Origin of the sequence: Kribbella soli, from assembly GCF_004331345.1 — a bacterium.
GTDB lineage: Bacteria > Actinomycetota > Actinomycetes > Propionibacteriales > Kribbellaceae > Kribbella > Kribbella soli.
In genome coordinates this window covers 36,814-62,571 of the sequence record NZ_SJJZ01000007.1, presented here as the reverse complement: position 1 = coordinate 62,571, position 25,758 = coordinate 36,814, and the positions used below count along the sequence as shown (strand labels likewise).

Sequence of the window (25,758 nt, the reverse complement as noted above, 5' to 3'; positions counted from 1 at the left end):
CCCTCAAAAGGATGGTGACGGTCGTGCGGGCGCTGGAACAGCCTTCGTTGGACGGTCCGGGAGCGATGCGGCTCGTGGACGTCGGGGTGCCGGTGGCGGGACCAAGGGAGGTCCTCGTGAAAGTCGGTGCCGCCGGGGTGAACTTCGCTGACGTGATGCAGACGCGAGGCACGTACGACGGCGGTCCGAAGCCCCCGTACCTCGCGGGCTTCGAGGCAGCCGGTGAGGTCGTCGCCCTGGGGGAGAACGTGACGAGCGTGGCCCTCGGCGACCACGTCATCGGCACGGGCGCCGGCGCCTTCGCGGAGTACATGCTGATGCCCGCGAACGCCGTCGTACCGGTGCCGACCGACTGGAGCGACGACGAAGCGCTCGGCCTGGTTCTGAACTGGGCAACCGCTCTCGCATCTCTCCGCCCGCTCGGACGCCTGGCCGCTGGCGACACGGTGCTGATCCACGCGGCTGCAGGCGGTGTAGGGCAGGCCGCTGTGCGGATCGCGAAGCACTACGGCGCAACGGTCATCGCCACGGCATCGGCGTCGAAGCATGACGTCGTACGGCGGCTTGGCGCGGATCATGCGATCGACTACCGGACGGCGGACCTGGTCGCCGAGGTACGCCGGCTGACGGGTGGGCGTGGTGTCGACATCGTGCTCGAATCCGTCGGCGGCGACACGTTCCGGCAGAGCATCGAGGTCGCGCGCCGGGTGACCGGCAAGGTCGTCGTGATCGGAGCCGCGGCGGGTGAGGCCTCGATCAGCAACTGGGAGCTGAACTTCAAGCACCCGGTGCACGTGATCGGCCAGCACCTGACAACCACGATCCAGCACGCGCCCGAGCTCTTCGCCGAGGTCCTCGAGGAGCTCGACGAGCTGATCAAAGCCGGCGTGTACCCACCCGGCCGCCCTACCGTCTACGACCTCGCCGACGGCCCGAAGGCCCTAGCCGAACTCGAGGCCCGCGCGACCGTCGGCAAGCTCGCCCTCAGGCCGTCAGCCGACGACTGACTGCGCGACCCGGAAACCGAGATCCTCGATCGCGAACGTCGGATGCGATCGCCGGCGGACCGTGGAACCGAGAGAGCGCTCCCCGTCGGCGAAACCGCCGCCGCGGAAGATCCGGTACGAGCCGTACGTCTCTGGGTCGTACAGATCCCAGCACCACTCCCACACGTTGCCGAGCATGTCGTGCAGCCCCCACGCGTTGGGCGTCCGCAGGCCGACGGGATGCGGATGCGCGTCGGAGTTCTCGGCGTACCAGGCGATCTCGTCGAGCGGACCGTAGCGATACCCGGGTGTGCCGGCGGTGCACGCGTATTGCCACTCGGCCTCGGTGGGCAGCCGGTAGCCGGGGGAGGACTGGTCCCAGTCCACCTGCTCGCCGTCGATCGTGTAGGCAACGGGAAGGCCGGCCTCAATCGACAACTGGTTGCACAAGGCAACGGCGTCGTACCAGCTCACGCCGGTGAGCGGCAGGCTGTCCTTCGTCACCGGGTACCGGGCCAGACGGAAGGCGAGCAGGTTCACGTGCCACCGCTTGCCGACCCGGTCGTCGCGCAGGAACAACAGCCCGGCCGGAAGGTCAACTAGGTCAACGAGGTCGAGCATCGTCCAACCGTAAGCGGATCAATAGAACTGCCGGATCTTCGGCCACAAGGTGGACCACGGCTCGGCGGCCCCGGCGCACAGGACCAGGGCGGTGCCGTCCTCGTCGTTCGAGACGATGCTGTCCACCGTGCCGACCTGGTTACAGTCCCGGAAGTGCGACTCGAGGCCCGGGTTCCGTTCGATCTCGACGAGCAGCACCGGACCGGTATTGGTGTCCGGCGGTTGCGACCAGTCCCAGAAGCTCATGTGCGAGGAGTACGGCGCTGGCAGGCCGTGCGCAGGCCCGTAGCGCACAAGTGCCCCGGCCTCGCCGTAATTGCCGGTGAAGAGAGTCGCTCCTTGGGAAGATGGGATCTGGCCCCAGGCGCCCGCGACGGATTCGGTGAACGCCGGCCACCCGATCTGCTCGCCCTGCTCCTTGTTCACCGGGATGACAAAGTCGGCCGCCGACGCGGGCAGGACCGGCAGGGTGAAGACGGCAGATGTTACGGCAGTCAGGACCAGTCCCACGACAGCCTTTACGCGGTGTCGATCGACCCAGCGCAGAACGGGTTCACAACCGGCTGCCACGAGCACGAGCAGCAGCGGCAGCGCGTAGTACGACTTCCCGCCGGTCACGAGCACGACGACGCACAACACGGGATACGCGAGTCCGATGGAACGAGCCCAGCGCAGCTGCCGCCAGATCCGCAGGAAGCCGGCCACCCAGACCGGGACCAGGAACGGTGACAGCTGCAAGAGCTGCAGCGGGATGAACATGATCCGGTTCTCGGTGCCGTCGTCCTCACTGATCCCGCTGGCGACCGTGAGCTGCGGCCAATCGTGCTGGAACTGCCACAGCACGTTCGGCAACGCGATCAGACCCGCGACCGCCACGCCCGCGAGCAGCCACCAGGACCGCAGCACCCCACGCGGTCCCACGATCAGCAGCGAGATGAGGAGCGCGCCGATCGGCAACACGACGAGGTACTTGTTCTCCAACGCGATCCCGGCCGTCAGCCCGAGCGCGAGCCACCAGCGGCCGTCGCCCGTCCGCAGCAGCTTGACTGCGAACAGGCCGATCAACATCCAGGCAAGCAGGTCGTATGTCGCCGTAGAGACCAGATGGCCGACGCCGAGCACGAAGCCGGACACCGCGGCGCAGACAGCAGCGAGGATCTGTCCACGCCGCTCGCTGCCGAACTCCCGGGCGATCAGCGCGACCACGACAATTGCCGCGACAGTGCTCAGCGTCGACAGCACCCGCAGCCCCATGACGGTGTCGCCGAAGACAGCCGTCGACACGCGCGCGATGAACGGGGTCAGCGGCGGCTGGTCGACGTACCCCCAGCTGAGATGCCGGCCGGCGACCATGAAGTAGAACTCGTCACGGTGGTAGCCGTAGCGTCCGGACAGCGCAGTCAGCACCGCACCGACGATCAACGCGACGGTCGCCACAGGCCGTGCGGCGAACGCAGGCACTGGTGGGCGGGTCATGACGGCATGCTGTCAGCCGAACGGGGCTGCGACTAGTTCAACAGGCGAGGGATCTGCTCGCGCTCCAGGAGCATGACCCGGCCGGCGAGCGTCTCGTCTGTCACGAAGCGGATGACGGCGTCGGTCACGGTGCTGAGGGGGATCAGCGCAGGTCCGCGATCAGCCGGTGGCAGCTCCTCGCGTTCGCGTAGTCCGCGAGGAGTGGCGACCCAGTCGGGGACGATGCAGTTCACCCGGACGCCGTGACTGGCGTGCAGGGGAGTCAGCGTCGTGGTGAGTCGGATGAGGGCGGCCTTCGCCGCGCTGTACTCCGGGGACACGTGTGGCCCGAAGCGCACTCCGGCCGTCGAGCCGACGTTCACCACCGCCCCGCCGCCTGCCGCTCGCATGCCAGGAAGCGCGAGCTGTGTGGACAGCATCGGCGCACGAAGGTGCACCTCGAGCGACGCCGTCCAGCGGTCGACCGAGGCTTCCGGAAAGGACGGCGTCAGGACGGCGCCGCCGCCCGCGTTGTTGACCAGGATCTGTGGCTGACATGCCATCAGCTCGGCCACTGCTGCGTCGTCCCGCACGTCAAGGTTGACGAAGCGCGCCGACGGCCCGATCAGCTCGCACGTTCGCTGCCCGCCGGGCGCATCGATATCCGCGACCACTACCGAGGCGCCTGCCGCGCCCAGGCGGACGGCGATCGCGCGCCCGATGCCGACCGCGGCGCCGGTCACCACTGCGACTTTTCCCGCGATTTCCATGTTCGGTACGGTGCCACGCCGCACCGACGGTTTGCGGGATGATTGGATATGTCAACCGGAACCTCCGAGGGGTAGGCGCTGTGGCACTGCTGTACGAGCGGATCTGTGCTCACGTGCTGGAGCAGCTCCGCCGGGGTGCGTTGCGGCCAGGCGACCGGGTGCCGTCCGAGATGGAGCTGGCGGCGCAGTTCGCGGTCAGCCGGATCACCTCCAAGCGCGCCTTGGAGGTACTGCGGGAAGCCGGTCTGGTGGAGCGCGTCCGGGGCAAGGGGACCTTCGTCGTACGCCGGCTGCCCGACCTCACCGATCTGACCGTCCCGCTGCGTCCGACGCCGCGCCGCGAGGCCCGGTCGATCGCCCTGATCGTGCCTGATATGTCCGAGGCGTACGGCCTGCCGCTTCTCAACGCGATCGAGGAGCGCTGCGCGGAGTACGGCGCCCACCTGGTGGTACGGCGTACGCACGGCCGGCAGACCGATGAGGAGAAGGCTGTCGACTCGCTGGTGGCCACTGTGGACGGTCTGATCGTGTTCCCGGTGCACGGCGACTTCTACAACGCCAGTCTGCTCCGGCAGGTGCTCGACGGGTTCCCGGTGGTCCTGGTGGACCGTCATCTCTCCGGCATCCCGGTAGCAGCGGTGCACACGGACAACGTGGCTGCTGCTCGTGCACTCACCACGCGGCTGCTGGAGCGCGGTCACGAGCACGTTGCCTTCGTCTCGCCGCCGCCGGTGAACACCTCCTCGATCGAGGACCGGCTGGAGGGCTTCCGCGCAGCCTTCACCGACGCCGGTCATCCGCACGAGCTGACCGACCTCCGCAGCACACTGCCCGGCTCGACGACCACTGAGAGCGTCCACGCGGACATGGGCACCATCCGCGCCTTCCGCGACCAGAGGCCCGAGGTGACGGCGTACTTCGCGTGTGAGTACAACCTGGCCCGCATGGTCGACAGGGCGCTGGGCGGTGACCGCGTGGTCGCCTGCTTCGACTCTCCGGGGGACTCCATCGGCGGACCGCCGTACCTGCATGTCCGGCAGAACCAGGCAGAGATGGGTCGGCGGGCCGTGGACCTACTACTCGCGCAGTTGCGCGGTGAGCCCGTTCCGAACCTGTCCCTCGTGCCGTTCGAGCTCATTGACGCGCAGACCTGACTTTCGGCAGTACGGCGCGCGCGGTGCGACTGTGTAGCGTCTACGTCATGAAGTGGCGGCGCCTGGGGGACGTGGGTCTGTGGGCCGCGCTGAGCTTCTTGGTGCTCGCAGAGAGCGGTGCACGGCACGACCCGTACTGGTTCCGCGCTGTCTGCCTCGCCGTACTCGCGTTTGCTGTCTTCGGGCGACGCAGGTGGCCTCTGGTGGCTCTGAGCGTCGTGGCGTGGACAGAGATCGTCGTCCTCGCCTTCGCGCTCGGTACGACGAACGGTGTGCAGATTGCCCTGGTACCGGCGATCAGCCTGCTGAGCTACCTGGCCGGGCGACGGGAGACGCAGCTCAAGCACTTCGTCCTGCTGTGCAGTTGGTCGCTGCTCGGGATGCTCCTCCTCGCCCTGACGGTGCGCGGGGGAGCGCTGGCGACAGAGGCGGTGCTGACGTGGCTCATGCTGCTTCTGCTCGCGCTACTCCTGGTCGTGCTGCCGTGGCTGATGGGCCGCTACCGAGCACAGCAGGCCCTGCTGGCGACCGCGGGCTGGGAGCGCGCTGAGCGGATCGAGCGCGAGCAGCAGATGGAGATCGACCAGGAGCGCCTGCGCGAGAGGTCCCGGATCGCCGAGGACATGCACGATTCGGTCGGTCACGAGCTCAGCCTGATCGCACTGCGCGCCGCGGCCCTCGAACTCGACCCGTCCCTGCCGGAGGAGCACCGACGGGCTGCGGGTGAGCTACGCGAGTCAGCCGCCACGGCGACGGAGCGGCTCGGCGAGATCGTCGGCGTACTGCGTGACCAGGACGCACCGATCGTGCCGCATGACGAAACCGTGCGTGCGTTGGTGGACCGGGCCGCTGCGTCCGGTCTGGCGGTGCAGCTGACTGAGGACGTTGACGGCGTACTGGCGCCGATGGTGGACCGTGCTGTGCACCGCGTGGTGCAGGAGTCGTTGACGAATGCGAGCAAACACGCCCCTGGCGCCCCCGTGACCGTCAGCGTGACGACACACGAGGACGACGTACAAGTGGAGGTTGTCGACACCGGAGCGCGTCAACCTGTGGCTGCGCCGTCAGGTGGGCGTGGTCTCGACGGCCTGCGTGAACGCGTCCGGCTCGCTGGCGGCTCGTTCACTGCAGCTCCACGACCAGGTGGTGGTTTCCAGGTCAGTGCCACGATGCCGCGCGCAGGCGGCCGACCGGAGCCGCCGACTGCCGCGGTGGAGCGAGCCACGGTACGGCGGAGTGCGCAGCGCGGCCTGATCACTGCCATTGCCGCGCCGGTACTACTAGGTGCGGTAGTCGGTGCGGTTGCCCTTGGCTACTACCTCGTCGCCGGCTACAGCGCGATCCTGCGACCCGCGCAGTACGACGGACTCGTCATCGGCCAGTCCGAGGCGGACGTGGCGAAGGTACTACCGCGGATGCAGATGATCGACCCGCCGGGGGAGGGCTACCAACCACCGGCCGGCTGGGGTTGCCGGTACTACCGGCCGGCCGCTCCGTTCTCCAGCAACTACGTGTACCGCCTGTGCTTCGCGAACGGCGCACTGGTCGCCAAGGCCGTCGTACAGAGCGGTTCTGTTCCACCGACCCCGGAAGGCAACGGATGATCAGGGTGATGCTCGCCGACGACGAGGCGATGGTGCGGGCCGGTGTCCGCGCGATCCTCGGCACCGACGACGAGATCGAGGTCGTTGCCGAGGCAGCCGACGGCGTCGAAGCCGTCGAAGCGGTACGACGGCACCGGCCGGACGTCGCCGTACTGGACATCCGGATGCCGCGGATGGACGGACTGGCTGCCGGCGCAGAGATCCGGCGGACCGTCCCGGACACGGCGGTCGTCATCCTCACGACCTTCTCGGAGGACGCCTACATCGCGCGTGCGCTCGGCGACGGCGCGAGCGGCTTCCTGCTGAAGTCCGGCGACCCGCGGGAGCTGATCGCGGGGCTGAAGGCAGTAGCCGACGGTGCCGCCTACCTGTCCCCGAAGGTCGCCCAGCGGGTGATCGCCGAGCTGAGTGCCGGGTCCGGCGGCGGTGCGATGGCGCGTGCCGCGGCCGCCAAGGAGCAGGTCGCCGTACTGACTCCCCGGGAGCTGGAGGTGCTCGGACTGGTCGGTGCCGGCCTGTCGAACGCCGAGATCGCGGGCCGGCTGTACCTGGTCGAGGGGACCGTGAAGGCGTACGTCAGCGCGGTGCTGCTGCGGCTCGGCGTGAAGAACCGGGTCCAGGCGGCGATCGTCGCCTACGAAGCGGGTCTGGTCACGGGCTGACAGGGCCGATCTGGCCGCTTCGGGTCACCGGGATGCATGGTCGGCGCGAGCCTGGATACTGGTTGTCGAACCGTCATCGAACGCTCCGGGTGGTGACGTGGTGAGGACACCGGGTCATGGGATAGTGGACCCTCCCGGAGACCTCACCTCTCCGGACTACCCAGCAAGCCTCCAGGGGCCACCCGCCCCCTCGTACAGAATCGGGGATCCAGGTCGTGACCGACTCGCACAACTCCGGACAGCACAAGGACCGGGAAGCGGCGGCGGCCGAGGTCCGGAGAATGTGGCAGCCGACCCCCTCCTGGTCTCAGCCGGACCCCAGCCAGACGCCCGACGCCGAACCCGTCGAGGAGACCGAAGAGCAGTCGGACGCGCTGTCGCAGGACTTCCCTGGCGACGCGTGGTCCGGACCGGCCACCAAGCCCGTCGACCAGCCGGCGCCGTGGACCCAGCCGCAGCCGAGTGCGCCGAGCCCGTCGTGGACGCAGCCGGCGGCCGCGTCCGGCGCTGCGTCGTGGAGTCAGCCGGAAGAGCAGGACGACGAGGCCGGTCTCGAGGCCGAGCCCGCAGCTGCCGACGACACTGCCACTCCCGCTCAGGATGCCGGTCAGAGCGGCCCTGTGTTCGGCGGTTCGTCGTTCCACGGCTCCGGAACGGAGCAGGCCGCACAGCCGCAAGGAACCCAGTTCCCGCCTGCCCAGCCTCCGCAGCCCGCTCCGGCGCCCCAGCCGGGTCAGGGTGGTCAGCCGCTGTCGCCGGCCGCTCAGCACTTCTTCCCGCAGGGCGTCCCCGGTCAGCAGGCGCAGCAGCCGCCGCAGAACCTGTCGTACCGCGCCGACGAGCTGATCCAGGCACTGCCGCTGCCGCGGGAGGCTCCGGCCGAGCGCGGCATGCGGAGCATGCTGAAGCTGCGTCCTGGTAGCTCCGAGCGTTCCGAGCGGATCGCGCGGGCGACCGCCGCGACGGCCTTCCGCCGTCCGGTGACGATCGTCGTGGCGAACCCGAAGGGCGGCTCGGGCAAGACGCCGACCACCCTGATGCTGGCCGGTGCGCTCGGTCAGGCCCGTGGCGGCGGTGTCGTCGCCTGGGACAACAACGAGCTGCGCGGCAACATGCACCTGCGGACCCACGACACGAACTCGCGGTCGACCGTCACGGACATGCTGCAGGCGATGCCGATGCTGACCCAGCCGGACGCCCGGCTCGGCGACGTCGCGGCGTACCTGCGGCACCAGGTCGCCGGTCAGTACGACGTCCTCACGTCGGCGACCACGACGTACGCGCAGATCGAGGCCAAGGACTTCGACCAGATCCACCGCCTGCTGAGCCGGTTCTACAAGGTGCTCGTGATCGACACCGGGAACAACGAGGGCTCCAGCAACTGGCGCGAGGCGATGAAGGCGGCCGACGCCCTCGTCATCCCGATCAAGTGGAAGAGCCTGTCCTGCGCGGCCGCCGTGCAGATGCTCGAGGAGCTCGACAACCAAGGCCCGGAGGCGCAGCGGTTGATCCGCCGCGCGATCATCGCGGTCTCCAACGGCCCCGGTGACGTGAACAAGGAGGTTGAGAAGCAGCTCCGCCCGTACTTCGAGTCCCGCGCGGCCGCCGTCATCGACATCCCGACCGACATGCACGTCGCGGCGGAAGGTCCGCTCGACCACAACGCCCTACAGCCCGCCACCCGCCGCGCCGCCCTGGACCTGGCCGCCCGGGTCTCCGAACAGATCACCACCGCCCTCAACACCCCCCGCTGAGCTCGACCTACGAGGCGGTCCGGAGAACCTCCGGACCGCCTCGTTGCTGTTCAGGCGTCGCGTCGCTTGAGGACACCCGCGCCAAGGGCGAGCCCGCCGACCGCCCAGGCGATCAGGACCACTGCGCTCAGCACGGGGGACAGCGGGTCTGTCGCGCCCGTCAGGTAGTTCTGGCCGGCGCCGCCTGGCAGCAGGGCCGAGGTCCACACCAGTGCGCGCAATGAGCTCTGTCCCATCATCAGCGGGACCACCAGGAGCAGTAGAAAGGCCACAGTCAGCGTGCCGGCAGTGCTCCGGACCGCCCAGGCGATCCCGGCGCTGAAGAGTCCCGCAGCAGTCGCGTAGAAGCCGACAGACAGCAGATCGGTCACGAATCCCGCCGCCTCCCAGTCAGCCCAGGAGCCGGCGGTCAGACCGCCCGCCACGGACGCGAGGGCTGCCACCACGACTCCGTAGCCGAACAGGACCGGCGCCAGCACGGCGGCCTTGGCCAGTACGACGTACCGCCGCACTGGAGTCCACTGCAAGGTCGAGCGGATGCTGCCGGTCGCGTACTCCGAGGTGACTGTGAGCAGTGCGAACGCGGCGATGACCACCTGCACGATCAGGATGACCGATGCGCCGAAGTGACCGATCGGCTGCTTCTCCGCCACCTCTCCCGGCCCGAGGTGGCTGTTGTCGTAGGCGAGTCCCCAGCCGTACTGCATCCCGAGCAGGGTGCTCAGCAGTACGCCGGCCGCGAGGTTCAACCAGCTGGACCGGACCGTCCAGAGCTTGGTCCACTCCGATCGCACCGCATTCGGCAGCCCGCCGATGATCCTTGGGGTGATCACTGCTGCGCTCACCGGTCACCTGCTTCCACGAGTTCGCGTTCAGGCTCGAGCTGAGCTTGACGCCGTTTCTTGAGTCGATGCCGGACGACCTCGACGATCAGCGTGACTGCGAGCGCCAGTCCGATGCCGAGGACCACGCCTTTCAGTGGGTTGTCCTCGAACGCCTTCCCGCCGATGTAGCCGACCAGAGTGCAGTAGATGCCCCAGCTGATCGCTGCCAGCGCGGCGTACGCCGAGAACTGCCGGAGTGGGTAGCGCACCGATCCCATCGTCAGCGTGACCGCAGTGCGTCCGCCCGGTACGTACCGAGCGACCACGAGGACCAGTCCGCCGCGCTCGGCGAGAGTCTGTCGCGCCCAGAGCACCGCGGCGTACCGCTTGGTCCCCGGCCTCATCCGGTCGAGCAACCGCCCGCCGGCGCCGCGGCCGAGCGCGTAGGAGACGTGATCGCCGATGAAGGCGCCGACGGCAGCCACCACAATCACGGCGTACAGGTTGGGCTCACCACTGGCCGCAGCGAACACCCCCGCCGTCACCACGAGGGTTTCCGAGGGGATGGCAGGGAAGAACCCGTCGAGCGCGGCGAATCCCCACAACGCAAGGTAGATCCACCATGACGACATCAACTCGTTCGCGAAGTGCAGGATCGCGTCGCTCATGACGCCACCGCCACGCCGTACTCGACACTGTCCGCCGTGAGCTCCATGTAGGCCTCCTCGAGCGAAGCACGCTCCGTCGCCAGCTCGTGCAGCCGTACGCCGAGTGCGTGCGCGAGATCGCCGACTCGTTCGGCCGGTACGCCGGTCACCACGAGCCGCTCGTCAGCCGTCTCCACCCGCTCCGCCTCAGCCGTCAGCCGATCCCGCAGTACGGCGAGCTGCGCTGGATCGGGGACCCGGACGACGATCGTGGTCCTGGACGACCCCGCGATCACGTCGCCGACCGCGGCGTCCGCGATGAGGCGGCCGCGACCGATCACGACCAGCTGATCGGCGGTCAGCTGCATCTCGCTCATCAGGTGGCTGGAGACGAAGACCGTGCGGCCCTCGGCCGCGAGCGAGCGCATCAGCTCACGGACCCAGCGAACACCGTCCGGGTCGAGGCCGTTCACCGGCTCGTCGAACATCAGCACCTCGGGATCGCCGAGCAGCGCGCCGGCGATGCCGAGGCGCTGGCCCATCCCGAGGGAGAACTGCCCGGCGCGTTTTCTGGTCACCGCATCGAGGCCGACGATCGACAGCACCTCGTCGACGCGACTGACCGGGACGCCGTTGCTGCGGGCCATCGCGACCAGGTGGCCGCGGGCGGACCGGCGGGGGTGCAGGGCCTTGGCGTCGAGCAGGGCACCGACCTTGGTCAGCGGCCTCGGCCACTCGGCGTACGGGCGTCCGTCGACCAGTGCGGTGCCGTCGGACGGGCTGTCGAGACCGAGGATCATCCGCATCGTGGTCGACTTGCCGGCGCCGTTCGGCCCGAGGAAGCCGGTGACCCGGCCGGGGGAGATGGTGAGGTCGAGCGAGTCCACCGCGGTGGTCGCGCCGTACCTCTTGGTGAGTCCTTCGAGCGTGATCACGCCGGGGCCCTTCCTGGCTCGTTGTGGTTCTTCGAACCTAGGAATTCCGGCTCCCGGTCACATCGGACCATCGGCTGGTGCTGCCCCCTACTTTCGTCAGATCGGCGGACCTGTGGATACGGCGTCAGGCGGTCGCCGCGATGTCGATACCATCTGTGGCGTGACCGGTAATCGGCTGGTCGAGACCCGAGGAGTGAACGTGTCGGAAGTCAAGGTCCATCTGATCGGCGTCGAGGGCGAGGCTGAGCGGAGTGTGACCGAGACGACGACGATCGGGGAGCTGTTCGCCGGAATCTTCGGCCAGGACCGCTCCGCCATCGCCGCCCGGGTCAACGGTGAGCTGCGGGACCTGTCCCGGGTGGTCGCCGACGGCGACGAGATCGAGCCGGTCAAGGCGGCGTCGGAGGACGGCCGGGCGATCATCCGGCACTCGACCGCGCACGTCCTCGCGCAGGCGGTGCAGGACCTGTTCCCGGAGGCCAAGCTCGGCATCGGCCCGCCGGTGGAGAACGGGTTCTACTACGACTTCGACGTACCGACGCCGTTCACGCCGGAGGACCTGACCAAGCTCGAGAAGAAGATGCAGCAGATCATCAAGGAGCGGCAGCGGTTCAGCCGCCGGGTGGTCTCCGACGACGACGCCCGCGACGAGCTCGCGACCGAGCCGTACAAGCTCGAGCTGATCGGCATCAAGGGCTCCGCGGCCGACGCGGCCGAGGGCGCTTCGGTGGAGGTCGGTGGCGGTGAGCTGACGATCTATGACAACGTCCGGCGCGACGACAGCGTCGCCTGGAAGGACCTGTGCCGCGGCCCGCACGTCCCGGCCACCGGCTACCTCGGCAACTTCAAGCTGATGCGTACGGCGGCGGCGTACTGGCGGGGGAGCGAGAAGAACCCGCAGCTGCAGCGGATCTACGGCACCGCCTGGGAGTCCCGCGACGAGCTGAAGGCGTACCTGACAAGGCTCGAGGAGGCCGCCAAGCGCGACCACCGCAAGCTCGGCACCGAGCTCGACCTGTTCAGCTTCCCGGACGAGATCGGCTCCGGTCTCGCGGTGTTCCACCCCAAGGGCGGCGTGCTGCGGAAGGTGATGGAGGACTACTCCCGCCAGCGGCACGTCGAGGACGACTACGAGTTCGTCTACTCGCCGCACATCACCAAGGGCCAGCTGTTCGAGACCTCCGGTCACCTGGACTGGTACGCCGACGGCATGTACCCGCCCATGCACCTGGACGAGGAGCGTGGCGCGGACGGGCAGATCCGCAAGCAGGGCCAGGACTACTACCTGAAGCCGATGAACTGCCCGATGCACAACCTGATCTTCGCCGCCCGCGGCCGGTCGTACCGGGAGCTGCCGCTGCGGCTGTTCGAGTTCGGCACGGTCTACCGGCTGGAGAAGTCCGGCGTCGTGCACGGCATGACCCGGGCCCGCGGCTTCACCCAGGACGACGCGCACATCTACTGCACCCGTGAGCAGATGCGCGACGAGCTGCGCAAGCTGCTGACGTTCGTGCTCGGCCTGCTCGCCGACTACGGCCTGGACGACTTCTACCTCGAGCTCTCCACCAAGAACCCGGACAAGTTCGTCGGCTCCGACGAGGTCTGGGAGGAGGCCACCGAGACGCTCCGGGAAGTTGCCGAGGGCTCCGGTCTCGAGCTGGTCCCGGACCCGGGCGGCGCCGCGTTCTACGGCCCGAAGATCTCCGTCCAGACCCGGGACGCGATCGGCCGGACCTGGCAGATGTCGACGATCCAGCTGGACTTCAACCTGCCGGAGCGATTCGGGCTGGAGTACACCGCGCCGGACGGCTCCCGGCAGCGGCCGGTGATGATCCACCGTGCGCTCTTCGGCTCGATCGAGCGGTTCGTCGCGGTGCTGACCGAGCACTACGCCGGTGTGTTCCCGCCCTGGCTGGCCCCGGTCCAGGTGATCGGCATCCCGATCACCGACGGGCACGTGGACTACCTGTTCGAGATCGCCAAGCAGCTGAAGGCGCAGGGGATCCGGATCGAGGTCGACGCGTCCGACGACCGGATGCAGAAGAAGATCCGGAACGCCCAGAAGGCCAAGGTGCCGTACATGCTGATCGCCGGCGACGACGACATGTCGGCCGGATCGGTCTCCTTCCGGTACCGCGACGGCACGCAGAAGAACGGCGTACCGATCGCCGACGCCGTGGCCGAGATCGTCGAGTCCGTGCAGAAGCGCGTCCAGGTATGACGGACAACCCCGACTCGCCGTACACACCTGAAGAACTGGTGCGGCAGGATGGGGTCGGGGCCCCCGATCCGTTCATGCGGTTGTGGACACCGCATCGGATGGCGTACATCGAGGGGGAGAACAAGCCGACGAGCTCCGAGGCCGGCGCGGGCTGCCCGTTCTGCCGGCTGCCGGGGCTGCCGGACGCGGACGCGTTGATCGTGCACCGCGGTGAGGCGGCGTACGCCGTCCTGAATCTGTACCCGTACAACCCGGGCCACCTGATGGTCGTGCCGTACCGGCACGTCGCGGACTACACCGAGCTGACCGACGCGGAGGTCGCCGACGTCTCCACGCTGACCCGGCAGGCGATGCAGGCGATCCGCACGGTGTCGGGGGCGCAGGGCTTCAACATCGGCATGAACCAGGGCGAGATCGCCGGCGCCGGCATCGCCGCCCACCTGCACCAGCACGTGGTCCCGAGGTGGGCCGGCGACACCAACTTCATGCCCGCCATCGCCCACACCAAGGTCCTGCCCCAACTCCTCCCGGACACCCGCGCGCTCCTCGCGAAGTCCTGGCCGTAACGAGTTGGCGCAGACATCGGGCTGAGTAGAGGCTGGATATGTACCTCTCCGCAACCATCCATGTAACCTACGCCACATGGGTGGGGACCTATCGGATAAGAGCATAAGCACAAGTCAGGATCTGCTCGATGAGGGATTGAGGTTGCTGAACAGCCGCCTCCCCGCATCGGCGAGAGTGACACTACTGAAAGCCCTGGGGGGCGGATACACGGACGCAGAGGTCAGCCTCTGCGATATCGACGGGGTCGGTGATCTCGATGGTCACCAACTGGACGGCCAGTTTGTCCTCAAGGTCGCGCACTCGACGGGGAAGAGCCAGGCAAACGCACATCAAGCATTTGTCGCCGGGCTCGAGACGTTCGCGAGCGACCACGTGCCGAGCCTGATCTACTCGGTAGCTGACGCGGGGATCTCGGTCGATGTCTATGACGTGGCCGGCTACTCACTCGAGAGCGCTCGCTCGGCGGAACGTGTCGATTTCGAGGACAGGACCGAGATCTGCGGGCGGGCCGCAGGCGATCTGCTGCGTGACCAGATAGCAACCGCAGGGCCGCCGAACTATCGGCTGTTGCTGCACGAGGTGATGCATCAGTGGCTGGGATCCGGCTTTCCGTCAAATCGTAGGGGTGCGAGGATCGCCGCACTCCTGGCTGAACAAGGCTGGTCGGACTCGGCTTTTACCTACGAGGGGGAGTTGCTCCCGAATCCGTTGAAGGTCCTGAGCCGCATGGATTTCCGCGACGGCGAACTCGCCTGCTTCGAGGGAGCGGTGCACGGCGACCTTCACCTGCGGAACATCCTGGTGTGCGGATCGGCGCTGACCAATGATCTGCGGTACTGGCTGATCGATGTCGACAAGGTCGATCCGACGCCGTTGCTGTTCGACCACGCCTATCTCGAGCTGTCGCTTCTGGTGCACGGCATGAACACTCTGAGCGCTGGACGGATCGTTCCCGTCCTGTCTCGTCTCGACTCCGCACAAGCGGTGATCCAGGTCGACCTGGACGGTGCCGACAGCGGACTGGTACGACAGCTGAGGAGCGTCAGAGAAGCGGCGACCGCAACCCTCGAAGAGCTGGAACCGAAGCGTCCTGACGTCTGGCGGCGTCAGTATCTGCTGGCGCGAGTGGCGGCCGGTCTGGATTGGGCTGCGAAACCTCTCGACTCGGCAGACGTGCGGCGCGCATGCATCATCAGTGCAGCCTGGGCATTGCGGCTGCTGCTCCGCGAGTTCTACCCGCCCCTGTGGCTGGCGGTCGCGGGGGGGATGAGTGCGGCCGATTCGCGGCAGACGCCAGATGCGAAGGTCCTGACGGCGGCGGAGGCAGTAAAGCTGTGGACGCCGTTCCGTGACGCTCATAGTTCGATGGACCTGATCCTGATCGCCGATCGTGTGTCAGCCGCTCCGGAGCTGGCGGCGTTGGCGCGAGGGCGCTGGACGAACGTGATCGACCTCGATCCGGACAGCGACTCCACAGGGCTCGCCCACGTGATGCTTGCGAAGCTGCGGAACCAGCGGCACGTGAGTCTGTTCGGAGCGAACGAACAGCCTGTCTCGCCCGTCCTTGCCACGAACTGGTGCATGGCCAACGGCTGGAAGTCCCACAACGAGGAAGGCTCAGTGTCGATTGAGGACTGGCGCCGGAAGCGCTCTCTCCACAGGGTCCGCGCCCTGGTCGACGCGACCTACAACGGCACTCCGAACCAGTCGGTCGGTGTGATGTGTCTGCGCTCCGGACAGCACAGCCCGCATATCGATCAGGTCGTCGACTACATCGACGAGGTTTATGGCGGAATCGCACTCAGGGTGGATCTCGCACAGGCGCCGGCCTTCGACGGCTTCGATCTCGATGTCTTCACCAAGACCATTGCCGAGTCGCTGCCGCCGATTGTCGGACCGCAAGTAACGCTGCCTGGGCTGAACGGGAGCTGGCGGCTGTCCCGGGTGGATCTCAATCGTCTTGGCGTCGATCTGGAGCTCCTGCATTCAGAGGTCATCGAAGAGGCCGAGTCGAGTATCGAGCCGTTGACCGACGAATTCTGGCGCGGGCGCACGCCCACCTGGGCGGAGCTCGCTGCCGCGATCGACATTCGTCGCGATGCGCTGCTGCCGTTGACCCGGGATATCGCCGACCGGCTCGACACCCATCAGCTCAGCATCGTCACACTCGACCACTCGCCGGGCGCGGGCGGAACATCGCTGACTCGGCGAGTAGCTTGGGACCTCCATCTCTCGCATCCGACCGCCATCCTGCGCGGATACTCGACGACGACGGCGGACCGGATCGACGAGATCTATCAAGAGACCGGTCTGTCCGCCTTCATCGTTGCGGAGGCGGCAATTCTGTCGGAATCGGACAGAGAGGACCTGCTCCAGGATCTGAGACAGCGGAACTCCCGCGCAGTATTCCTGTGGATCAATCGCACGAACGTGAGCCGCGGTCGCCGGCACAGCCTGATGGATCCACTCCAAGGAAACGAGCTGGCGCGTTTCATTCGTGAGTACAGGCAACGGGCCGAGACCGACCGGGCGAGGCACGCGCTGGACGAACTCCGGGTGGGCGAATCCGGCGAGCTGGTTCCAGCATCGAAGCTGTCTCCGTTCTATCTGGGCCTGCTCGTGTACGACGAGCAGTTCGAGGGCCTCGTCCCGTACGTTCGGAATCATCTGCAACGGCTCACATCGGGTCAGCGCGAGGTGGCACGACACCTGGCCTTGATCACGCGCTACGGCCAAGGTCGTGGACTCCCTCTCGCCCTGGTGAGAGTGTGGCTCTCGCCGTCGAGCCGGCCGGTCGGCGAGGAATCCGACGACGCGTTGACCGAGTTGCTCGGTCCGGACCTACGGCACTTGGTCGTGGTTGAGAACAGCTCGCTCCGATTGCTCCATCCCTTGATCGCTGAACAGGTCCTGGACGGGATCGCCGGCGGCGAGCAGCCCGGTCTCGGTCAGATATCTGTGAATTTCATCCGCAAGGTCACGAGTGTGGTCGGACCGGACAGCGACACCGCAGCGCGGCTGCTCGGGGAACTGTTCATCAGGCGCACCAGTTGGTCGTCCGACGGCAGGCGGGGGGACAGCTTTTCTGAACTGATTCAGGCCATGCCGATGGAAGCCGCCGAGATGGTCTTCAAGGAACTGACCGACCGGTGCCCGAACAATCCACATTTCTGGAACCACCGTGGCCGCTACCATATCTACCGCGTGCGTGGCGACTTCCGTCGCGCCGAGGAGTATGTGCAGAAAGCCGTCGAGAAGTCGCACGGCAGCGATTCGACGCATTTCCATACGCTCGGCATGGTCCGCCGATTCTGGGTCGAGAACCGGATCGACGAACTACTGCGCAGCGATCAGGGCAAGTACACGCCCGAGGCGATTCTCTCCGACATCTCGCCGCTCTTCGATCTCGCGATCGAGGCGTTCGGTGAGGCTGGCAGGCGGCGCGGGAGCGAGTACGCGTGGGTGACGCCGATTCAGTTGATCGCGACCGTGGTGGAGAAGCTCTGGCGATCGTCGGGAGAGGGCAGCCTCGTCGATTTTGTCGCACTGAACAGTCCGGCGAGCCTGTGGGCAACCAAGCAGATCGCGCTCGCCGAAAGCCTGCTCAGCAACCTTCGCGATCTCGACAGCGAGGACGACTACTACAAGAAGCTGAACCAGCAGCTGGATCTGCTCTACGGCGACGTCGAGCGTCTTGTCGAGGAGTGGCGCCGGATGCGGGAGGAGCGGTCCGACTCGCCGGATATCGATCTGGCGATCGCGCGGACCCTGTACTCGAGTGCGCACCGTGACTGGTCGCTGGTGTCCGCGGACGACATGCGGACCATCGCCCAGATGGCGGAAGGCAGAGTTCGCGACGGCCGGGCGAGCGATGCGGATCTGAGGTTGTGGTTCCAGTCGTACCGCCGGCTCCCGGAGTACACCGACGCCGATGCGATGGAACGACTCGGGTGGTACGCGACCGAGAAGAAGAGCCTTGATGCCAACTACTACATGTACATATTGCATTTCTTGACGTGGTATCGCGGCGATGCCCGCGATCAGAATCGCATACGCTTCTTCCTCGAAGAATGCAGCCGCCTGGGCAAGCAGGAACGGCGACAGTGGAGTTTCGAATGGCTCGGTGTCGAAGGGCGGAGTCATCCTCTCGTTCATTACAGCGAACTCGGAACTCTGAGGCGCGGCCCGGTGGCCTTCTGGAACAGGCCGCATGAACTCGGCCGGGTGTCTGGAATCATCGAGGAGATTCGCAGTCCGCAGGCGGGCCTGGTCCGCGTCTCGAACGGCAAGCTTCGGGCGTTCTTCACGCCGCGAAACAAGTTTCGCCAGTCGCGCGACGTCAACGCGTCGATCGAGTTCTACCTCGGTTTCAGCTACGAAGGTCTCAGAGCATGGGAACCGACCTACCCCGGCGAAGAGCCGGATGCCTTGAAGGGAGCGGATCTGGACCGGGTGACCAGGCCGGTTGATCGCGTGGCCGCGACGGTCCAAGCGCCTCCGGTGGAAGAGCCGGAGGATGCAGTGGACGAGAGCGAGCCCGCTCCGGAACCTTCGCCCAAGGCACGCAGGTTCCGGATCGATCCCGCGTTGCTCGCGGCACTGCGCAGCAGTCGGGGACACAACGGCGACCGCAGGCGGGTGGTCGAGGAGTTGATCGAGGCGGCAGCGTCAGCGGAGGTAGAGCTTCCGCTGCTGACACTCGGCGAGGCTCTGCAGGACATCTTGGGGCCAACAGGCTACAAGGAGTTCAAGGCAGATTTCGGTGGGAAGCTGAGGGTGGCTGTAGTCGGCCTGGGATTCCGCGTAGAGCAGACCGATGCAGGTGAGATTGTCCGCACTTAGGGTCGGCTGTCCGTGTCGAGTGCCAGGAGTGGCGTGCCCCATGGTCACCGGAACGGTCATGACCGAAAAAGTTCGGCCCGGCTCCGAAGAGCCGGGCCGAACCCTTGAACCAGTCGCTGTTGCTGAGGATCAGTCGCCGGCCAGTCGCTCGCCGGTGAACAGCTGCCAGTGGAAGTAGACCGGCTCCTTGAACGAGCCGGGCACCTTGCGGATCATCTTGATCGAGGTCGCGGTACCGTTGGCGTGCCCAACGTTGTACAGGTAGGCGGACCCGGTGTCCTTGTCGATGCCGAGCAGGAGTACGCCGTTGTCGCACGCGGCCGCCACCAGCGTCTCGAACCCCTGCCACGTCGAGCCCCGGACCTGCTTCACCACCCCGGGGATGATGTGCCCGCCGGCCAACGGCAGCCGGGCCGTGTACAGCTTGCCGGAGGTCAGGGTCATCAGGAACGTGTCGTACGTCGAGGTCTGGCTGATCAGCGTCATCGCCTTCACGCCCCGGTAGCCGGACTGCCATCCGGTGATCTGCCGGCTCGCGACACCGTTCTTGTAGGTGACGTTCCGGCGGTACAGCGTGCCGTCGTTGTGCAGCGAGTACTCCGTGTCCCGCTGCGTGGTCGCGGTGACGTACGTCGACCGGTCGAGACTCCGGTAGACCTGCCAGCCGGGCCCGACCCGGGTGAGCTGCCTCTCCGTCACGGCCCCCGAGCCGTCCGCCGTCAGGTAACTGCTGTCGTACATCGTCGAGCCCATGATGACCGGGCCCTGGTGCGCCGTGCCGCCGACCTCTGCGGCGCCGTACCGGAGCGTCGCGTGCAGACGGACCTGCACGTCGGGAAATAGGTCCTTGGCGACGATCCGGTTGTCGGCCACATCACCGTCGGCCGTGATGACCTGCTCTCGGTGATCGCCGCCGGCCGTCACCGATCCGAGATTGAGCCCGCATTCACGGGCGGTGCTGCTGGGTTGCGCTGACGCCGGTCCGGTCAGGAGACCAGCGCTGAGAACCCCCGCGGCCAGAACCGCGCCGTATTTCGTCCAGTTGTTCATTTGTCCCCCAGGTCACTCGCCGAAGAGCAGCGGGTCGCCAAACTTGGTCCAGCTGAAGTACACCGGGTCCTTGAACGTGCCGGGAGCCTTGCCGAGGCCCTTGATGACCGTCGAGAGTCCGTTGGCGTGGCCAACGGAGTACAGGTAGCCGTTGCCGGTGTCGCGGTCGATGCCGAGGACGATCGTGCCTTGACCGCACGGTGCGGCCACCAGCGTCTCGAACACCCCCCAGGTCGACATCCGGATCGGCTTCACTACCGGCTGGATGATGTGCCCGCTGACGCGCGGGAGGCGGGCGGTGTACAGCCGGCCGGTGCTGTGCGTCATCAGGAACGTGTCGTACGTCGAGGTCTGGCTGATCAACGCCATCCCTTTCACGCCGCGGAAGTTGGACGCCCAACCGTCCATGTGACGGTAGATCCGCCCGTTCTCGGTCTTGACGGTGCGGCGTTCCAGCTCCGCCCCGTCGTTGGTCAGCGACCATTCGACCGAGAGTGCCCCTACCGTCGAGCGGTCAAGGCTCCGGTAGTTCTGCCAGCCCGGCCCGACTCGCGTGAGCACCTTCTGCGACACCGTCCCGCCGCCGGTCGGCGTCCGGTACGAGAAGTCGTACAGCACCGATCCCAGCACCACCTGGCCGGTGTGCAGCTCGGAGCCCTCGCCCGGGCCGTACCTGACGGCCGCGCTGAGCCGCGTCTGGCCGTCCGCGTAGACGTCCTTCGCGACGATCTTGTCGGTGACCTTCGTGACCGGCGCGGTCGCCGCGAAGGTCTGCATCCGGTGATCTCCGCCGGCCGTCACCGAGCCGACTGAGATCCTGCACGGCGCCGTCGTCGCGCTCTGCTCCGCCGTCGCCGTGCCGGCCGTGAGCAGTCCCGTGGTGAGCGTCGCGGCGGCCATCAACCCGCCGTACCTGAGAAGTGTGCGCATTTCCACCACCCCCATTACTGACAGATGGTGGTTGGACGCTGGTCTGGACCGGAAAGTTCAGCGCAAGAAGAGCGGGAGCATCGGGTCGACCAGGTTGGTGAGCGTCGCGAGCGTGACCTCGCGCGGGGGGTTCGTGAGCGCGGTGACGCGGACGACCCGGCGACCCTGGCGGAACACGAGCTCGCCGGCCTCGGGGATGTAGTAGCCGGGCTGCCCGATCGGTGCGAACCGTGGTGGTGGCACCCGCTGCGCTTCCGGGATCGTCGGCTGGTCGAACGCCTCCACGATCGACACGGTCGCGTCGTACGTTCCCCAGATGCAGGTCAGCGCGCCCTTCACCCGATAGTCCCGCCGCAGCTGCACCTGCAGCCGGATGAACCGCTCGGCCGCCGAGGTCGACAGCTGACACGTCTCGTCCGCCTGCCGGGCCGGCCGCAGGGTACGGGGTACGGCGTCCCGCGCGGCCAGCGCGATCGCGATCGCTCGTGCCTTCTCGATCCCGTCCGCGGGATCGCGGTCGATGCCGCCGGCCGGGCTGATCCGCACCGCACGGTCTGCGACCCGGAAGACGATCCGCGACTCGCTGACGGTCGCTTCCGGCCCGAGCTCCGGCAGCGGCTCGACCGCCCCGGGATTCTCCACGAGCCGGCTGAGTGTGTCGGGCTGGATCGGCAGCGCGCTCACGCCGATGGTGACCGGCAGGTCTCCGAGCAGCAGGGTGCAGAGGTCCAACGCCGGAAGACCACCGTCGTTCCAGGCGTTCGGCTTGGCCGTCACCGGGCCGCGGAACTTCGTGGTCAGCGGCCGCGTGATCGCCGTACACACCTGTGGCCCGCGCGCTCCCGACGTACCGTCCAGCCCCTCGGGCTGCGGGGGAGCGATGGCGGTCGGGATGATCACCGAGGGTGGCAGGGGAGCCGGAGCCGTGCCGTTCGCGCGCTGGGCGACCGAGCAACCACCAGCCGCCAGGAGGAGGACGAGCGCGCCCGCGAGCTGTCTGCGACGCATGGCGGTCACCTCCTCACCCACCAGCATCCCCCGTGCGAAGGCTCCGCGCAGGCCGAAACCCGTGCCTTGTCACCGGTGCGCCGGCCGGGTGAACTACGATCGCGTCGCCATGCTTAACAGATTCCGGCAGTTCTGGACCAAGGTGATCACGCCGATCGCCACCCTCTTGCTCAAGCTCGGCGTGAGCGCCGACGTGGTCACGCTGGTCGGCACCATCGGTGTGTCCGCCGGGGCGCTGATCTTCTTCCCGCGCGGCCAGCTGTGGATCGGCACGGTGGTCATCACCTGTTTCGTGTTCTCGGACCTGATCGACGGCCACATGGCCCGGACGTCGGGTACGTCGTCGAAGTGGGGCTCGTTCCTCGACTCGACGCTGGACCGGATCGCCGACGGCGCGGTCTATGGCGGCCTGGTGATGTACTACGCGAACTCGCGGGCCGGCGACTCGACGCTGATGGCGGCCGTGACGCTGTGGGCGCTGGTGATGGGCGCGGTCACGTCGTACGCGCGGGCCAAGGCCGAAAGCCTGGGCCTGAAGGCGAGCGGTGGCCTCGCCGAGCGCGCGGACCGCCTGGTGCTCACGCTGGTCCTGGCGTTCTTCTCCGACGTCTTCGATCTGCCGATCCTGCTGGAGATCGTGATCTGGTACCTCGCCGCGGCGAGCACGATCACCGTTGTCCAGCGGTCGCTCTCGGTGCGCAAGCAGGTCCTGGCCGACCCGGCCAACTCGGGGCTGGACACCCCGCCGTCCCCGCCGGCGGAGCCGAAGACCGACTGACGATGGACGGTCTGCGGCAACGGGCGGTCGATCTGGCCTTCGCACTCGCCTGGACCTTGGTACGACGCCTGCCCGAGCGGACCGTCGTGTGGCTGTTCCGGCAGGCGGCGGATCGCACGTTCCGCCGCAACGGCCGCGGCGTACGGCGACTGCGCGGCAACCTGGCCGCAGTACGCCCGGAAGCCGGCGAGGCCGAGGTCGACGAGCTCACGCACGCCGGGTTGCGGTCGTACCTGCGCTACTGGCAGGAAGCGTTCCGCCTGCCCGAGTGGTCCGACGAGCAGATCGTCGGCCGGGTCCGGACGGTCAACGAGAAGGTGCTGCGGGACGCGTACGCCGCGGGGCAGGGCGTGATCTGCGCGCTGCCGCACCTGGCGAACTACGACCACGCGGGTGCCTGGGCAGGGCTGACCGGGATGCCGGTGTCGACGGTCGCGGAACGCCTGCAGCCGGAGTCGCTGTTCGACCGCTTCATCGCGTACCGGAAGAAACTCGGTATGGAGGTGCTGCCGCTGACGGGCGGTGACGACGACGTCACCGGCGTACTCGCGGATCGCCTGCGGGCCGGGGGATTCGTGTGCCTGGTCGCCGACCGGGACCTGTCCGAGCGCGGTGTCCCGGTGACGTTCTTCGGCCGGCCGTCGCGGATGCCGGCCGGACCGGCCGCATTGAGTCTGAAGACCGGCGCCCCGCTGATTCCGGCGACGCTGCACTACGACGGCCCGGATCTCGTCATCACCTTCCATGACGTGGTCGAGCCCGACGGCGGCGCGGCGTCGATGACCCAGCGCTGCGCCGACGCCTTCGCGATCGGCATAGCCGAGCACCCGCAGGACTGGCACATGCTGCAGCGCATCTTCATGGACTAGCGCGAGAATCGGGTTTATGAGGATCGGCGTGGTCTGCCCGTACTCGCTGGGCACGCCCGGCGGGGTGCAGAACCACGTCCGCGACCTCGCCGAAGCGCTGCTCGCCCTCGGGCACGAGGTGTCGGTCCTGGCCCCGGTCGACGACGCGTCGCCGGACAGCGCGATCCCGCCGTACGTCGTCTCGTCCGGACGGGCCGTCGGCGTGCCGTACAACGGGTCGGTCGCCCGCGTGACGTTCGGTCCGCGGACGGCGGCGCGTGTGAAGAGCTGGCTCGCCGACGGGAACTTCGACGTGGTCCACGTCCACGAGCCGACCACCCCGAGTGCGTCGATCATTGCGCTGTGGTCCGCCGACGGGCCCTTCGTCGCCACGTTCCACACCTGGCAGGTCCGGTCCCGGGCGATGAGCGTCGCGTCCAGCCTGCTCCGGCCGGCGCTGGAGAAGATCGACGCCCGGATCGCGGTCTCCGAGAACGCCCGGTCGATGATGGTGCAGCACATCGGCGGCGAGGCTGTAGTGATCCCGAACGGGCTCTACACCGCCCGGTTCAAAGGCAGCCCGCGTCCGGAGTGGATGGGCGAGGACGGCACGATCAGCTTCCTGGGCCGGCTCGACGAGCCGCGCAAGGGCCTCGGCGTGCTGCTGGACGCCGTACCGGCGTTGATCGCCGAGCGTCCACGGTTGAAGGTCCTGGTCGCCGGATCAGGTCAAGCTGACGAGGCGTTGCGGCGGCGGTATCACGACAACGTGCTGTTCCTGGGCGCGATCGACGACGAGGCTCGCGCGGACATGCTCGCCGGCTCGGATCTGTACGTCGCCCCGCATCTCGGCGGCGAGAGCTTCGGCATCGTGTTGCTGGAGGCGATGGCTGCGGGCGCGCCGGTGCTGGCGAGTGACCTGCCCGCGTTCCGGCACGTGCTGGAGGGCCGGCAGCTGGGGGAGTTGTTCGAGCCCGGGAACGCGGGGGAGCTGGCGGCTCGTGCTCTCCGGCTGCTGCGTCGGCCCGATGAGCGCGAGCAGCTCCGGTCCGTAGGGCTGGCCGCCGTACCGAAGTACGACTGGTCCGTCCTGCTGCCGGAACTGCTGTCCGTCTACGAGCTCGTTGCGCGCCGGTAGCGCTCGGCCAGCCGCTCCAGGTACGCCGTCAGCTCCGGAGGACCTTCGAGCACGACAAAGTCCGCGTCGAGCAGACTGAGGTGCACCGCGAGAGTCTGCACACTGTCAGCACCTGTCTGCAGCAGACACCGCCCCGCATCGATCGGCTCGACCACCCCAACGGCAGCCGTGAGCTGCTCAGCAAGCATCGACGCAGGTACGGCGACCTCCACGGATGCCCGGTACCGCCAGGCCGCAGCAGACACCCGCCGAGACACGTAGGCCGCCACGTCACCATCCTCGGGTAGCTCGCGTGGAGCGAACCGCGGACCGGTCGGAATCCGCGGCCGCACCCGATCCACCCGAAACGTCCGCCAATCGTTTCTCTCCAGGTCGAACGCGACCAGGTACCAGCGCCGGCCCCAGTTGACCAGCCGGTGCGGCTCGACGCGCCGGAGCGTCTCCGACCCGCCATGCGCCAGGTAGTCGAATCTCAACTGCTCCCGGTCCCGACAGAGTGCAGCCAGTTGCGTCAGCAGCTCTGGATCGACCTGTGGACCCACCTGATCCGGCGGCACCTGCACTGTGTAGCTCGCGAGGGTGTTGACCCGCCGACGCAGCCGCGATGGCAGGACCTGCTCCAGCTTGCTCAACGCACGCAGCGAGATCTCCTCCACTCCAGCAACGCCGGCCGCCTTCCGGAGCCCGACTACCACCGCCACGGCCTCGTCATCGTCCAGCAGCAACGGCGGCAGTGCAGCCCCCGCTCCCAGCCGATAACCACCTACGGAGCCGCGGGTGGCGTCAACCGGGTAGCCGAGCGACCGCAGCCGCTCGACATCAGTCCGCACGGTCCGGGGGCTGACCTGCAACTTCGCTGCCAGCTCGGCGCCGGTCCAGTCGCGCGGCGACTGCAACAACGTGAGCAGTTTCAGGAGCCTCGCCGAGGTCTCGATCATGTCCGAAAGTCTGGCAGATCATTAGG

The 25,758-nt window shown here is 67.8% G+C and carries 21 protein-coding genes; 11 read left to right on the top strand and 10 right to left on the bottom strand.

The window, feature by feature from the left end; all coding sequences use genetic code 11:
• Positions 1-11 precede the first annotated feature (11 nt).
• Positions 12-1,007, top strand: a complete 996-nt coding sequence (locus tag E0H45_RS42015) for an NADPH:quinone oxidoreductase family protein (protein WP_131348434.1) — start codon at positions 12-14, stop codon at positions 1,005-1,007.
• On the opposite strand, the gene E0H45_RS42010 is transcribed toward E0H45_RS42015, so the two are convergent.
• Genes E0H45_RS42010 through E0H45_RS42000 form a run of 3 tightly spaced genes read right to left on the bottom strand, consistent with a single transcriptional unit; the run spans position 993 to position 3,832 of the window.
• On the bottom strand, positions 993-1,607 hold the full coding sequence (locus E0H45_RS42010; RefSeq protein WP_131348432.1) for a formylglycine-generating enzyme family protein: 615 nt from the start codon (positions 1,605-1,607) through the stop codon (positions 993-995). The genes E0H45_RS42015 and E0H45_RS42010 overlap by 15 nt on opposite strands.
• Before the next feature lie 18 nt (positions 1,608-1,625).
• Positions 1,626-3,083, bottom strand: coding sequence for an ArnT family glycosyltransferase (locus E0H45_RS42005; protein ID WP_131348430.1), 1,458 nt, complete (start codon positions 3,081-3,083; stop codon positions 1,626-1,628).
• Between the two features lie 32 nt (positions 3,084-3,115).
• Positions 3,116-3,832: an SDR family NAD(P)-dependent oxidoreductase gene (locus E0H45_RS42000; RefSeq protein ID WP_131348428.1), complete on the bottom strand. Its 717-nt coding sequence runs from the start codon at positions 3,830-3,832 to the stop codon at positions 3,116-3,118.
• 80 nt (positions 3,833-3,912) lie between these two features.
• Between E0H45_RS42000 and E0H45_RS41995 the strand changes: the two genes are divergently transcribed.
• The 4 genes from E0H45_RS41995 (at position 3,913) to E0H45_RS41980 (ending at position 9,006) form a co-directional block, all read left to right on the top strand.
• Positions 3,913-4,986, top strand: coding sequence for a GntR family transcriptional regulator (locus tag E0H45_RS41995; protein ID WP_131348423.1), 1,074 nt, complete (start codon positions 3,913-3,915; stop codon positions 4,984-4,986).
• A 47-nt stretch (positions 4,987-5,033) separates the two neighbouring features.
• Positions 5,034-6,590, top strand: coding sequence for a sensor histidine kinase (locus E0H45_RS41990; protein ID WP_131348421.1), 1,557 nt, complete (start codon positions 5,034-5,036; stop codon positions 6,588-6,590).
• Complete coding sequence (locus E0H45_RS41985; RefSeq protein ID WP_131348419.1) at positions 6,587-7,252, top strand: response regulator transcription factor; 666 nt, start codon at positions 6,587-6,589, stop codon at positions 7,250-7,252. Before E0H45_RS41990 ends, E0H45_RS41985 begins: the two co-directional genes overlap by 4 nt.
• Positions 7,253-7,467: 215 nt before the next feature.
• On the top strand, positions 7,468-9,006 hold the full coding sequence (locus E0H45_RS41980; RefSeq protein WP_131348417.1) for a MinD/ParA family ATP-binding protein: 1,539 nt from the start codon (positions 7,468-7,470) through the stop codon (positions 9,004-9,006).
• 50 nt (positions 9,007-9,056) lie between these two features.
• Here E0H45_RS41980 and E0H45_RS41975 read toward each other — a convergent pair whose 3' ends face one another.
• From E0H45_RS41975 to E0H45_RS41965, 3 genes are read right to left on the bottom strand one after another with little or no spacing between them, the layout of a single operon-like run.
• The gene (locus E0H45_RS41975; RefSeq protein ID WP_131348415.1) at positions 9,057-9,851 is read right to left on the bottom strand and encodes an ABC transporter permease; all 795 of its coding nucleotides are present in this window, start codon (positions 9,849-9,851) and stop codon (positions 9,057-9,059) included.
• Complete coding sequence (locus tag E0H45_RS41970) at positions 9,848-10,498, bottom strand: DedA family protein (RefSeq protein WP_131348413.1); 651 nt, start codon at positions 10,496-10,498, stop codon at positions 9,848-9,850. The genes E0H45_RS41975 and E0H45_RS41970 overlap by 4 nt, the downstream gene beginning before the upstream one ends.
• Positions 10,495-11,412 (bottom strand): ATP-binding cassette domain-containing protein, encoded by a 918-nt coding sequence (locus E0H45_RS41965; RefSeq protein ID WP_131348411.1) that lies wholly within the window; start codon positions 11,410-11,412, stop codon positions 10,495-10,497. Before E0H45_RS41965 ends, E0H45_RS41970 begins: the two co-directional genes overlap by 4 nt.
• Positions 11,413-11,611: 199 nt before the next feature.
• On the opposite strand from E0H45_RS41965, the gene thrS reads away from it, so the two are divergent.
• The 3 genes from thrS (at position 11,612) to E0H45_RS41950 (ending at position 19,042) form a co-directional block, all read left to right on the top strand.
• Positions 11,612-13,633 (top strand): threonine--tRNA ligase, encoded by a 2,022-nt coding sequence (gene thrS / locus E0H45_RS41960; protein ID WP_131348495.1) that lies wholly within the window; start codon positions 11,612-11,614, stop codon positions 13,631-13,633.
• Positions 13,630-14,199: an HIT family protein gene (locus tag E0H45_RS41955; protein ID WP_131348409.1), complete on the top strand. Its 570-nt coding sequence runs from the start codon at positions 13,630-13,632 to the stop codon at positions 14,197-14,199. Before thrS ends, E0H45_RS41955 begins: the two co-directional genes overlap by 4 nt.
• A gap of 142 nt (positions 14,200-14,341) precedes the next feature.
• Positions 14,342-19,042 (top strand): P-loop NTPase, encoded by a 4,701-nt coding sequence (locus tag E0H45_RS41950; protein WP_131348407.1) that lies wholly within the window; start codon positions 14,342-14,344, stop codon positions 19,040-19,042.
• Positions 19,043-19,171: 129 nt separating this feature from the next.
• Here the strand turns inward: E0H45_RS41950 and E0H45_RS41945 are convergent, their stop codons facing one another.
• Genes E0H45_RS41945 through E0H45_RS41935 form a run of 3 tightly spaced genes read right to left on the bottom strand, consistent with a single transcriptional unit; the run spans position 19,172 to position 22,030 of the window.
• A complete protein-coding gene (locus E0H45_RS41945) occupies positions 19,172-20,092 on the bottom strand; it encodes a hypothetical protein (protein ID WP_131348405.1) in 921 nt (306 codons plus the stop codon).
• 12 nt (positions 20,093-20,104) lie between these two features.
• Positions 20,105-21,022, bottom strand: coding sequence for a hypothetical protein (locus E0H45_RS41940; RefSeq protein WP_238155718.1), 918 nt, complete (start codon positions 21,020-21,022; stop codon positions 20,105-20,107).
• Positions 21,023-21,079: 57 nt separating this feature from the next.
• Positions 21,080-22,030, bottom strand: coding sequence for a hypothetical protein (locus tag E0H45_RS41935; protein ID WP_238155717.1), 951 nt, complete (start codon positions 22,028-22,030; stop codon positions 21,080-21,082).
• Positions 22,031-22,139: 109 nt separating this feature from the next.
• On the opposite strand from E0H45_RS41935, the gene pgsA reads away from it, so the two are divergent.
• From pgsA to E0H45_RS41920, 3 genes are read left to right on the top strand one after another with little or no spacing between them, the layout of a single operon-like run.
• Positions 22,140-22,808: a phosphatidylinositol phosphate synthase gene (gene pgsA, locus E0H45_RS41930; protein ID WP_131348403.1), complete on the top strand. Its 669-nt coding sequence runs from the start codon at positions 22,140-22,142 to the stop codon at positions 22,806-22,808.
• 2 nt (positions 22,809-22,810) lie between these two features.
• Positions 22,811-23,677, top strand: coding sequence for a phosphatidylinositol mannoside acyltransferase (locus tag E0H45_RS41925; protein ID WP_131348402.1), 867 nt, complete (start codon positions 22,811-22,813; stop codon positions 23,675-23,677).
• 16 nt (positions 23,678-23,693) lie between these two features.
• On the top strand, positions 23,694-24,794 hold the full coding sequence (locus E0H45_RS41920; protein ID WP_131348400.1) for a glycosyltransferase family 4 protein: 1,101 nt from the start codon (positions 23,694-23,696) through the stop codon (positions 24,792-24,794).
• Here E0H45_RS41920 and E0H45_RS41915 read toward each other — a convergent pair.
• Positions 24,770-25,732, bottom strand: a complete 963-nt coding sequence (locus tag E0H45_RS41915) for a helix-turn-helix transcriptional regulator (protein ID WP_131348398.1) — start codon at positions 25,730-25,732, stop codon at positions 24,770-24,772. The two genes, E0H45_RS41920 and E0H45_RS41915, sit on opposite strands and share 25 nt — an antisense overlap.
• Positions 25,733-25,758 lie beyond the last annotated feature (26 nt).